Raw genomic sequence first — 12,160 nt, forward strand, 5'->3', positions numbered from 1 at the left:
TTCATAGGATAGCAAGGTTTTGTAAAGTAAATATGAACGAACGATAAAGTCATTGTTAAACCCGAGGGAATGTAATGGTAAACGTCGTTCCTTTGCCTTCCTCACTCTCTACGTCGATCGTGGCATGATGCAAATCGATGATGTGTTTCACGATGGCGAGTCCGAGGCCAGTTCCACCCGAGTTCCGACTTCTTGCCTTATCGACACGATAGAAGCGCTCAAAGATACGACTCACTTCTTTTTCGGCGATCCCGATTCCGTTGTCCTTGACGCGAAGTTTATAGGAATCTGCCTTTGCTTCCACGGCGATTTCGACACGACTTCCTTCTGGTGAATAGTTGATGGCGTTGGCAACCAAGTTCATGATGACTTGCTTCATTCGGTTCAGGTCCGCTTGCAAGACGACCGTCCCCTCGTGTTTCGCTTCTAGCTGAATCGACTTCTTGCTCGCCTTTTGACTGAGCAGGAGACAGACCTCATCGACGAGCTGATTCAGATCGACGGACACCAACTCCATTTGGAAGTCATCCCGCTCCAATCTCGACAATTCAAGGAGATCCTCAACAAGCATCTGCATCCGTGTCGCTTCTTTCTGGATGATGTCTAAAAACTGGTCTCGAAGTTCCGGGACTTCTTTCGCCCCATCAAGAAGCGTCTCACTAAACCCACGTATGGATGTGAGCGGTGTCTTCAGCTCATGACTGACGTTCGCCACGAAATCTTTCCGCATCTTCTCAAGTCGTTTCAGTTCCGTGATATCGTTAAACAGTAACGTCGTGCCGCGAAGCATCCCGGTGTCACTGAAAATCGGTGCTGCGGATACCATATACGTTTTTTGATTGAATCCCGTTCGAATCGATAACTGACGGCGGTGGACCTCTTCCGTCAGATAGACGTCTTCGATGAGCGATTCTACTTCAGGACTCGGTAGAATCCCGTGATAAAATTGTCCAATCGTTAAATCATCGTATTGGAACATTTCACGATAAGAGCGGTTGACCAACGTGACAATCCCTCGCTCGTCGACGAGCAGAAGACCCGCCCCCATATACTCGATTAACGATTCGAGTCTCGCCCGTTGTACGGACTCCCCGAGAGAAATCGACTCCAAATTCCGGGCAAGCACGTTGATTGACCCTGCTAGGCTACCTGTCTCTTCATCATTTCTGAGTTCATACACACGGGCCCGATAATTCCCGTCCGCCAGTTCCCGCAAAACGATCGTCGCCTCATCGATTGGTCGAATAAATTGATTCGTCAAATGTTGGAGCACGAATAAAATTATGAAGAAGGAGAAGAAGAGCGCGAGGGCAATCGTCAACCAGATGCGATTGTACACCCCTTCTAAATCCGATACATAACGGATGAATGTTAAATAGACTGTCCCACCCGTCGCAAGTTCGATCGGTTTTGTGTATTGAATCAACTCGTCCTCATCCGCTTCACCGAACGTCCCTTCCTCAGGGACCATATTCGGATCAATTTTGTAATCGATGGACCCGACGCGAAACGGCGTGCCAGCGATTACCTCCATCCGACTATTGAGAAGGAGAATATCAAAGCTGCTCCCGTCATCGATTTGACCGACATACTCACGAATCTCGTCCAATTCGCCTCCCTCGAGGTAGAGGGCTGCCAATTGAGCATCTTCTTTTAGACGATCTCGTTCTGAATCCAGATAAAAATCTTTGAAGAGCTGCCCAAGGACAATCCCGAGCGTCAGCAAGACACCGGTGACAAGAAAAATGAGAGTCGTCATAAATCTAGAGCGATACGTCTTCATTCCGAAGTCGGCTCCTCCATCTTATAGCCAAGACCGCGAATCGTTTTAATATAGGTCGGTTTCTTCGTTACCGGTTCAATTTTTTCACGAAGGTGACTGATATGGACATCAACAATCCGGGTATCACCCACAAAGTCATAATTCCAAATGGCCGATAACAATTGATCTCGCGTCAACACGCGCCCTTTATTTTTCGCCAAATAGGCTAACAATTCAAATTCTTTCGGCGTCAACTCGAGGCGCTCCCCTTGCTTGAACACTTCGTAGTTTGAAGCGACGATTTTAACATCTCCGATTTGAATGACGTCCTCTTCAACCGCCGATTCTTGCGGGGCAGAACGTCTAAGAATCGCTTTGACGCGCGCGACTACTTCACGTGGGCTGAACGGCTTCGTCAAATAATCGTCCGCTCCGAGCTCGAGCCCCAATACTTTGTCAAACTCATCATCTTTTGCCGTGAGCATTAAAATCGGTGTATTGACTTTTTGCTGACGGAGTCGTTTGCACACTTCAAGTCCATCCATCTCCGGCAGCATCAAGTCGAGCACGATGAGCACGGCGTCCTTTTTCTCAGCCAATTCCAATCCAGTTTTGCCGTCGTGCGCCGTCTCTACTTCAAAGCCAGCCTGTTCTAAATTAAATTTCAATAATGTCGCAATCGATACTTCATCGTCGACAACAATTACTTTATCAGCCACACTGCTTCCTCCTCTTAAACCATCAAATGTCACTTTCTATTTTACAAATCAATGCTTGAAACGACCAACCTCAAAGCAAATCTTTACAAAAACAAAACAAATCCACTTTCAGTGTAGCATGTTCGATAAGAGAGAAGGCGCAAAAAAGGTGCCTCCTGCAACATGACAGGAAGCACCTCAGTTTTATAAGACGCTTAATACCGAGCGGACAGAATCCGCAGACTTCGATAGCGCTGCTTTTTCTTCATCCGTCAAGTCGAGCTCTAACACTTGCTCAATTCCATGTTTTCCAAGAATCGTCGGGACGCCAAGATACAAATCATGGAATCCGTACTCTCCCTCAAGGTATGCGATGGCCGGTAAGATTCGACGCTGATCTTTTACAATCGCCTCGACCATCTCCACGATGGCAGCGGCTGGCGCATAATACGCCGAGCCATCGCCCAGTAGTTGGACAATCTCGCCGCCACCTTTTCGTGTCCGTTCGACGATTTGCTCGATTCGCTCATGTGGGATGAGTTTTTCGAGCGGGATGCCTCCAGCGTAAGAATAGCGTACGAGAGGCACCATATCGTCTCCATGACCTCCAAGGACGAATCCAGATACGTCTTTGACAGAAACATTCAGCTCTTGTGCCACAAACGTTCGGAAGCGAGCCGTATCCAATACACCGGATTGACCGATGACGCGTTCTTTCGGGAACCCTGATTCTTTGAACGCCGCGTACGTCATCGCGTCTACTGGGTTCGTCAATACGATCAGGATGGCGTCTGGAGAGTAACGGGCAATCTCTTTCACAACCGAGCGCATGACGTTTGCGTTCGTTGCGACGAGGTCGTCCCGGCTCATCCCCGGCTTGCGCGCGATTCCCGCGGTAATGACAACCACATCGGAATCGGCCGTGTCCGCGTAATCAGACGTACCTGTGACCCACGAATCAAACCCTTGAATCGGTGCCGTTTCTTGCATGTCGAGCGCTTTCCCTTTCGTCGGTCCTACTTTTTCTTCCATATCGAGCAGTACGACATCCCCTAGCTCACGTTGAGCCAAGTACAGTGCAGTCGTTGCACCGGTGAAGCCACTTCCAATAACAGAAATTTTGTTACGACGAATCATGAGCTCTCCTCCTCGGTCGTCTTACATGTTTTTAATCAATTCATCCGCGAACTCTGAACATTTCACTTCTGTCGCTCCGTCCATGAGACGTGCGAAGTCGTATGTGACAACTTTCGAAGCGATCGTTTTCTCCATTGAGTTGATGATGAGGTCAGCCGCTTCGTTCCAGTTCATGTGGCGGAGCATCATCTCACCTGAAAGGATGACTGAAGATGGGTTTACTTTATCAAGACCCGCGTATTTCGGAGCTGTACCATGTGTCGCTTCGAAAATCGCATGTCCTGTGATGTAGTTAATGTTCGCACCAGGTGCAATCCCGATTCCACCTACTTGAGCAGCAAGGGCATCTGAGATGTAGTCACCGTTCAAATTCATCGTCGCAACAACGTCGAACTCACGTGGACGTGTCAAAATCTGCTGGAGGAAGATATCAGCGATTGAATCTTTGACGATAATTTTCCCTTCAGCTTCCGCTTTCGACTGAGCTTCGTTAGCAGCTGCTTCACCAGATTCTTCTTTGATACGGTCATACTGTGCCCATGTGAACACTTTGTCACCGTACTCCGCTTCAGCGAGTGCATAACCCCAGTTTTTGAAGGCGCCTTCTGTGAACTTCATGATGTTCCCTTTGTGGACGAGCGTTAAAGATTTACGGTTGTTCGCAATCGCATATTCAATTGCTGCACGAACCAAACGTTCTGTTCCTTCAGAAGAAACTGGCTTGATTCCGATTCCTGATGTTTCTGGGAAACGGATCTTGTTGACATTCATCTCGTCTTGCAAGAATTTGATGAGTTTTTTCACTTCATCGCTTCCTGAAGCGTACTCGATTCCAGCATAGATATCTTCAGTATTTTCACGGAAGATGACCATGTCTGTATCTTCAGGACGTTTTACTGGTGATGGAACACCTGTGAAGTAACGAACTGGGCGAAGGCATGTATATAAATCGAGTTCTTGACGAAGTGCGACGTTCAATGAACGAATTCCTCCACCGACCGGAGTCGTAAGTGGTCCTTTGATGGCAATCAAGTACTCACGAATTTGATCAAGTGTCTCTGTTGGGAGCCATTCGCCTTTTTCGTTATATGCTTTTTCCCCAGCATATACTTCCATCCATTCGATTTTCTTGTCGCCGCCATATGCTTTTTCAACCGCAGCGTCAAATACGCGAACAGCCGCATTCCAAATGTCAGGACCTGTTCCGTCACCGATAATGAATGGTACGGTCGGTACATTTGGTACGTTCAATACACCGTTTTCAACTGTAATCTTTTGTCCTTGTGTCAACATAATGAATCCCCCTAAGTACATTACTGTAGGTCGACGCGTGCGCCGACCTACGTCACTTGTTAGTTTACCAAACTTTTGTCTAAAATGTGTCTCGAATTAACGTTCGTTTACCGGAACATACTTACGGCTCGTTTCACCGACATATTCCGCACGTGGACGAATCAAGCGATTATCCGCATATTGCTCGAGAATGTGCGCAATCCAGCCAGACATACGAGATACGGCGAAGATTGGTGTGAATAGATCTTCTTCGAGACCGAGCGCATAATAAGTTGAAGCTGAATAGAAGTCGACATTTGGTTTCAAACCTTTTTCCGTTTCGACAAGATGGTCGATTTTCTCAGACATCTCATACCATTTCGGTTCGCCGATTTGAGCAGTCAACTGACGGCTCATTTCTTTCAAATGTTTCGCACGTGGGTCGCCATCCTTGTAAACGCGGTGACCGAAGCCCATGATCTTCTCTTTGCGCTCGAATTTGCCACGAACATATTCTTCAACACGGTCGACCGAGTCGATTTCGTGCAACATTTTCATTACCGCTTCGTTCGCACCACCGTGAAGTGGCCCTTTGAGTGCCCCCATGGCCGCCGTGACACCTGAGTACATATCCGAGAGCGTCGCTACACAAACGCGAGCAGTGAATGTCGAAGCATTCAACTCGTGGTCTGCGTGTAAGATGAGCGCTTTATCAATCGTCTTTTCTGCTACATCGCTCGGCTCTTCACCGTTTAGCATATATAAGAAGTTCGCAGCGTAAGAAAGACCTGGTTTCGGTGCGACCGGCTGCTCCCCTTTACGAAGACGGGCGAATGCCGTCACGATTGTAGCGACTTGTGCTTGTAGGCGAATCGCTTTACGCATGTTGGCCTCGTCACTCATGTCTTCAGATTCCTCATCATATAAAGCGAGTTGTGAAAGTGCCGTACGAATCGTCGCCATTGCATTGGCTGATTTCGGTGCACGTCTTAACGTATCAATCACCTCTTCAGGCAATGTCGCTTCTTTTACAAGCGCATCTGAGAGCGCTGTCAATTCCTCTGCATTTGGTAAGCGGTCGTTCCACAATAAGAACACTACTTCTTCGAATGTGGCGTTGTCCGCTAAATCATCAATGGTGTATCCTCCGTAAGTCAATTGTCCGTCAATAATTGAGCTGACTTTTGAGGCTGCTGCCACAATACCTTCTAACCCTTTTGTCGTTGACATTCATAACTCCCCCTCAGTCTTGTTTAAAATGGTCGACCGTAAAAACAGTCTGTTTATAGGGAATAAGGATACGGGACGGGTTGTTCCCCTACATTCACCCAGTCTCCGTTTACCCTGTCCTTTATATAGTATAAACAATTTATTGCAAAAAAGAAATGTAAGCGGCTTCAGTTGTCAGAAAATATCAAAACCATTTTTCAATGACTTGATATCCACCTAAAATCAATGCCGCAATCCCAGCTCCAACAAGCGGTCCAACGGGGATCCCTTTCATGAATCCAACCGCTAAAATCGTACCTGCAAGGAGCGCCGTGGTGACGACCGGATCGACACGCATCAGTTGAACACCTTGCCCTGCAGCAATGGCGACAAACATCCCAGAAGCAAACGCGACGATTCCGACCGGACCTTTAATACTATTCCACAATTCTTTAAATCCGATATCGCCGGTCGCAATTGGGACGAGGACTGCAATCGTAATGATCGTCACACCCCAGCTGATTCCTTTCGATGCGAGCGTCGGGAACAATTGATCGCCGAAACCGATTGCTTTGATGATCAACAAGACGCTACTTGCGATAATGACAGATTGGTTATTTGAAATGACACCGATTAAGACGAGCATCAATAAAAAAAGATATGCACTCATACGTATTCCTTTCTTCGAACGGAAAAAGAACCGACCTTTGTAGAAGGCCGGTTCGATTGTCGTTCAATTATGCGTTGTAGATTTTACCTGTGAGTGGGTCGATTGAAATCATCTGACCGTCACGAAGCGATGTTGTCGCTGCATCAACACCTACGATGACCGGCTTGCGAAGTGATGGTCCAACGATCCCAGCATGGCTCGTCAATCCGCCGTCTTCCGTGATGATTCCAGCCGCTTTTTCGATGGCAGGCATCATTTCTTTATCTGTGAATGGTGCGACAAGGATCATGCCGTCTTTCGCTTTTGCGTTTGCTTCATCCGCATTTTTTGCGACAACGACTTCTCCAACGACACCGCGCTCACCGATTCCACGTCCGTCTGCGAGAGCGTGACCAACGATGTGGACTTTCATCATGTTCGTCGTACCAGCAGTCGCTGCAGGAATACCGGCTGAGATGACAACGAGGTCACCGTCAGTGACGAATCCAGCGTGACGTGCCGCTTCTGATGCTTGAACCAACATTTCATCCGTGTTGTTCGGCATTGTTTCAGCAACGATTGGGTACACGCCCCAAACGAGGTTCAATTGACGCGCAACGCGCTCTGATTCCGTCACCGCGATGATGTTCGCTTCAGGACGATACTTCGCTGTACGAGCAGCCGTGTAACCTGATTGTGTCGGCGTCAAGATTGCTTTGGCGTTCAAGTTGATTGCCGTGTGTGCAACCGCTTGTGAGATTGCATCCGTCACAGTGTGCTCACTGCGCTTCTGACGATCTTTCAACAAGTTTTTGTAGTCGAGCATGCGTTCTGTACGCTCTGCGATTGCAGCTTGCATTTGAACAGATTCGATTGGGTAGTCCCCTGCAGCTGTTTCACCAGAAAGCATGACTGCGTCTGTTCCATCCAAGATTGCGTTTGCTACGTCTGATGCTTCCGCACGTGTCGGACGCGGGTTACGTTGCATTGAATCAAGCATTTGTGTCGCTGTGATGACCGGCTTCCCGAGGTCGTTACACTTCTTGATGAGTTCTTTTTGAACTGGCGTCACTTCTTCCGTCGGGATTTCGATTCCGAGGTCCCCACGGGCTACCATCAAACCGTCAGAGATTGCCAAGATTTCTTCGATGTTATCGACACCTTCTTGGTTCTCGATTTTCGGGTAAATCTTGATGTGAGACGCATTGTGCTTCTCGAGAAGTTGACGAATTTCAACTACGTCAGATGCACGACGTACGAATGATGCTGCAATCACGTCAATGTCTTGTGAGATCCCGAACTCGATGTCCGCGATGTCTTTGTCCGTGAGGGCAGGAAGGTTTACCTTGACGTTTGGCAAGTTAACACCTTTCTTCGTCTTGATGATTCCTTCGTTTTCAATGACGCAACGGAGATCACGGTTATCAAGCTTTTCAACGACACGGAGTCCGATGAGACCGTCGTCGAGCATGATGTGTGAACCGACTTCCACATCATCGTAGAGTCCTTCGTACGTCACAGAGAAACGATCTTTCGTTCCGACGATTTCTTCCGTTGAGACGATTGTGACTTCTTTTCCTTTTTCAAGAAGTGCCTTACCGTCTTCGAATGTATGCGTGCGGATCTCTGGACCTTTTGTGTCGAGAAGAACAGTGACAACTTTACCCGCTGCTTTCGCCGCTTCACGGATGTCACGGATACGAGCGCCGTGCTCTTCATAGTCACCGTGTGAGAAGTTGAGACGGGCAACGTTCATCCCAGCTTCAATCATCTCAGGAAGACGCTTCTCAGAAGCCGGTCCAATGGTACATACAATTTTCGTTCTACGCATAATATAAAAACCTCCTAGGGGATATAGTGCAACTTACAAACAGAAAACGGGGGGCCTTGGACCGTATCCCGTCTCTGCAACATACAAAATCGTTTAAATCGACAATTGGTTAACGAGGTCAATCAATTGCATATCAATCGTGTGCTTGTTATTGTCGAGCGCCTCATCGATATCAAGATCCATCATCTGGTTGTTACGGATTCCGACAACGCGGCCCGCTTTCCCTTCAAGCAAGATCTCAACAGCGTATGCACCCATACGACTTGCAAGGACACGGTCAGCGGCAGTTGGGGAACCACCACGTTGGATGTGACCGAGAATCGTGACGCGTGTTTCTGAGTTCGTCTTCTCAGCAATCAATTTGCCGATTTCTTCCGCACTTCCCGCACCTTCAGCAACGATGACGATCGAGTGCTTCTTACCGCGTGCAATCCCGTGATTGATTCGTTCCACGATTGCATTCAAATCCTCTGGACGTTCTGGGACGAGAATCGACTCAGCACCACCAGCGAGACCAGAATAAAGCGCGATATCACCAGCGTCGCGACCCATGACCTCGATGACATACGTACGTTCATGTGATGACGCCGTGTCACGAATCTTATCGATCGCATCAAGCGCTGTATTGAGTGCTGTGTCGAAACCGATTGTCGCATCTGTTCCTGGGATATCGTTATCGATTGTACCCGGAAGGCCGATTGTTGGGAATCCGAGTTCAGTCAATTTTTGAGCTCCGCGATAAGAGCCGTCTCCACCGATGACCACGAGGGCATCGATATTGAATTTCTTCAACTGTTCTACTGCTTTTGCGCGACCTTCTTCTGTTCTGAATTCAGGACAGCGCGCAGAGCGAAGGAACGTACCTCCACGTTGAATGATGTCGCCGACTGATCCAAGATTTAATTCGACTAAATCACCTTCGATTAATCCTTGATAGCCGTTATACACGCCGTACACTTCAAGACCTTCAAAAATTGCTTTTCGGGTCACGGCACGGACAGCAGCGTTCATTCCAGGAGCGTCTCCTCCGCTTGTTAATACCGCAATACGTTTTAAATTCACGTCGCTCACCTCTTATGTGTTTTAACGAAATCTGAAAATAAAATACCACGTCTGACCTTTGTTTTACAACACAAGTATGTGAAAAAAATGCATAGGGTATCTCACAAAGCAGTCACTTGATGAATGAATAAAGCTTTATTCAAAGCCATTGTTACCGTTTTCACTCATTAATTGTGCCAATTTGATGATATTTGGTCGCACGTCCTTGAATCAGCTCAGAAGTCGATTGCGCAAGCAACTCGTTCATGTGCTGTAATAAGACAGGTTTCAAGAGTGACGACTGTAGTGACACATCAACGTGTGCCCCCCCATACACTTCTCCTACCACTTCATCGACAATCCCTAGGTTGAATAAATCTTGTGCTGTAATCTTCATCGTCTCTGCCGCACGCTCTGCTTGTTTCGCGTCTTTCCACAATAGTGCCGCTGCACCTTCCGGCGAGATGACTGAATACGTACTATTCTCAAGCATCAATAGACGGTCGCATACACCAATCCCAAGCGCACCACCTGAACCACCTTCTCCAATGACAACGGAGACGATTGGCACTTTCAGCGTCGCCATCTCAAACAAGTTACGGGCAATCGCTTCACTTTGACCTCTCTCTTCTGCGGCTTTCCCCGGATAAGCCCCTTTCGTGTCAATGAATGTCAAAATAGGACGGTTGAACTTCTCGGCTTGTTTCATGAAACGCAATGCTTTTCGATAGCCCTCCGGGTGCGGCATACCAAAGTTTCGTTTCATGTTCTCTTTCGTGTTTCGCCCACGCTGATGTCCGATAATCGTCACCGGCACTCCTTCAAATGTCGCAAGTCCAGATACAATTGCCGCATCGTCATACCCATGTCGGTCCCCATGGAGTTCCATGAAGTCAGGGAATAAATGCTGGATATAATCGAGCGTTGTCGGTCGCTTCGGGTTTCGCGCCAACTGGACGCGATCCCACGGTTTCATATTCCCATAAATATCTTTTTCTAATCGGTCGAGCTTTAACTCAAGATGACGAATCTCTCGGGATAAATCAATCCCTTTCGTCTCAGCCGTCTCCCGTAATTTATTCAGCTGTTCAGTGACTTCTTTGATTGGGTCAAACATGACGGACACCCCCATCGTGTAATTCAATCATCCTCTTCAAGAACGAACGCATCTGTTCACGATGAATGACCGCATCCAGCTGCCCTGACTCAAGTAAAAACTCAGCAGTTTGAAAGTTCTCTGGAAGTTTTTCCCGAATCGTCTGTTCGATGATTCGTCGTCCTGCAAACCCGATGAGCGCTCCCGGCTCTGCGACGTTCAAGTCGCCGAGCATCGCAAAACTCGCTGACACACCACCTGTCGTCGGATGAGTCAAATACGCGATGTAAAGCAGTCCTGCTTCGTCATGTTCTTTTAGAGCGATGGACGTATTGGCCATCTGCATCAAACTGACCATTCCTTCTTGCATCCGAGCCCCACCTGATGCTGTGAACAAGACGACTGGAAGCCCGAGTGATGTGGCGTTTCGGACAGCCGAAGCAATCGCTTCTCCGACGTATGCACCCATCGACCCCATACGGAATCTCGCATCCATCACACATACAATGAGTGGTAGTCCGTCGATTGTCGCCTTTCCACATACGACGGCCTCTTCAATCCCGGTCCGCTCACGATCTTTCGTCAACTTCTCCTCGTAGTCAGGGAAGTCGAGTGGATTCGCCTTGACAGACGGTCCCGCAAAGCGTTCGAAAGACCCTTCGTCGACAAGCATATCAATCCGTTCTTGCGCCTGAAGCGGAAAATGATAGCCGCAATCACATACTTTGTGGTTCTCATTCAACTGTTTTGTATAATGCATATATTTACAAGATGGACATTTCGTCATCAATCCCTGTGGTGCGTCAATCTTTGGTTCTCGTTGACGCAATGGCATATATCGTTTCGGTTTCTTGAAAAAAGCAGTCATCGCTTCCCCCTCGTTCATTCCGGCATCCCCATTCCACGCCACGTCTCGACAAATCGTTTCCGTTCCTTGAGCGTATATAAATCCCCAACGTCTAATCCGTCAAAAAAGCGATTGACCTCACTCCAAATTCGAATGAACAGTTCATTCTTCAACTGAAAGATGAGTTGCTGGCGAAACGTTCGATCATCATCGATCACCGTTTCTAATAGAGCCAGTCGTTCCTTAGTCGGTTCAATTTCTGAAAACGCCATGCGCTCCAATAGTCGAAGCATCTCAATAATATCGGTCGCTTTCGTCTGTTTGGTCACAATGAACTCCGACAATATCTCAATGTACCGATGTCGGTCTTGTTCACACAAAAAGGTACCACCACCATGTCTCGTCTCCACGATGCCTAAAAAGCTCAACGCTCGTAACGCTTCGCGAACCGAAGCGCGACTAATGGACAGCGTTTCGGCGAGCTCTCGTTCGGATGGAAGCCGATCACCTGGAACTAAAGACGATTGGACAATTAATTTTCTAATCTTTGAAATGTTTCCGTGAAATGAGGATGCGTGTTTTTCATGCATCTGACCGTTCAACTCCCTTTTTTGGATC

Annotated in this window: 11 protein-coding genes; all 11 read right to left on the reverse strand. The window is 47.9% G+C overall.

Annotated features, from left to right (window positions below; all coding sequences use genetic code 11):
• Nucleotides 1-55 precede the first annotated feature (55 nt).
• Nucleotides 56-1,783, reverse strand: a complete 1,728-nt coding sequence (gene pnpS, locus GVY43_RS05755; RefSeq protein WP_159562530.1) for a two-component system histidine kinase PnpS — start codon at nucleotides 1,781-1,783, stop codon at nucleotides 56-58.
• Nucleotides 1,780-2,481 (reverse strand): response regulator transcription factor, encoded by a 702-nt coding sequence (locus GVY43_RS05760; RefSeq protein ID WP_031423155.1) that lies wholly within the window; start codon nucleotides 2,479-2,481, stop codon nucleotides 1,780-1,782. Before GVY43_RS05760 ends, pnpS begins: the two co-directional genes overlap by 4 nt.
• A gap of 183 nt (nucleotides 2,482-2,664) precedes the next feature.
• Nucleotides 2,665-3,597: a malate dehydrogenase gene (gene mdh, locus GVY43_RS05765; RefSeq protein WP_159562531.1), complete on the reverse strand. Its 933-nt coding sequence runs from the start codon at nucleotides 3,595-3,597 to the stop codon at nucleotides 2,665-2,667.
• A gap of 21 nt (nucleotides 3,598-3,618) precedes the next feature.
• Complete coding sequence (gene icd, locus GVY43_RS05770; protein ID WP_031423152.1) at nucleotides 3,619-4,887, reverse strand: NADP-dependent isocitrate dehydrogenase; 1,269 nt, start codon at nucleotides 4,885-4,887, stop codon at nucleotides 3,619-3,621.
• A 99-nt stretch (nucleotides 4,888-4,986) separates the two neighbouring features.
• Nucleotides 4,987-6,099: a citrate synthase gene (gene citZ / locus GVY43_RS05775; RefSeq protein ID WP_159562532.1), complete on the reverse strand. Its 1,113-nt coding sequence runs from the start codon at nucleotides 6,097-6,099 to the stop codon at nucleotides 4,987-4,989.
• A 184-nt stretch (nucleotides 6,100-6,283) separates the two neighbouring features.
• A complete protein-coding gene (locus GVY43_RS05780; RefSeq protein ID WP_012726718.1) occupies nucleotides 6,284-6,748 on the reverse strand; it encodes a DUF441 domain-containing protein in 465 nt (154 codons plus the stop codon).
• A 67-nt stretch (nucleotides 6,749-6,815) separates the two neighbouring features.
• The gene (gene pyk, locus GVY43_RS05785; protein WP_012726719.1) at nucleotides 6,816-8,558 is read right to left on the reverse strand and encodes a pyruvate kinase; all 1,743 of its coding nucleotides are present in this window, start codon (nucleotides 8,556-8,558) and stop codon (nucleotides 6,816-6,818) included.
• Nucleotides 8,559-8,651: 93 nt separating this feature from the next.
• The gene (pfkA, locus tag GVY43_RS05790) at nucleotides 8,652-9,620 is read right to left on the reverse strand and encodes a 6-phosphofructokinase (RefSeq protein WP_012726720.1); all 969 of its coding nucleotides are present in this window, start codon (nucleotides 9,618-9,620) and stop codon (nucleotides 8,652-8,654) included.
• A 160-nt stretch (nucleotides 9,621-9,780) separates the two neighbouring features.
• Nucleotides 9,781-10,716 carry an acetyl-CoA carboxylase carboxyltransferase subunit alpha gene (locus GVY43_RS05795; protein ID WP_074036513.1) on the reverse strand — a complete coding sequence of 312 codons (936 nt, stop codon included), beginning with the start codon at nucleotides 10,714-10,716 and terminating at the stop codon, nucleotides 9,781-9,783.
• Nucleotides 10,709-11,563 (reverse strand): acetyl-CoA carboxylase, carboxyltransferase subunit beta, encoded by an 855-nt coding sequence (gene accD / locus GVY43_RS05800; protein WP_159563649.1) that lies wholly within the window; start codon nucleotides 11,561-11,563, stop codon nucleotides 10,709-10,711. Before accD ends, GVY43_RS05795 begins: the two co-directional genes overlap by 8 nt.
• Before the next feature lie 14 nt (nucleotides 11,564-11,577).
• Nucleotides 11,578-12,132, reverse strand: coding sequence for a FadR/GntR family transcriptional regulator (locus GVY43_RS05805; RefSeq protein ID WP_159562533.1), 555 nt, complete (start codon nucleotides 12,130-12,132; stop codon nucleotides 11,578-11,580).
• Nucleotides 12,133-12,160 lie beyond the last annotated feature (28 nt).

This window comes from Exiguobacterium sp. 8H (genome assembly GCF_902506255.1).
Taxonomy (GTDB): Bacteria; Bacillota; Bacilli; order Exiguobacteriales; family Exiguobacteriaceae; genus Exiguobacterium; species Exiguobacterium profundum.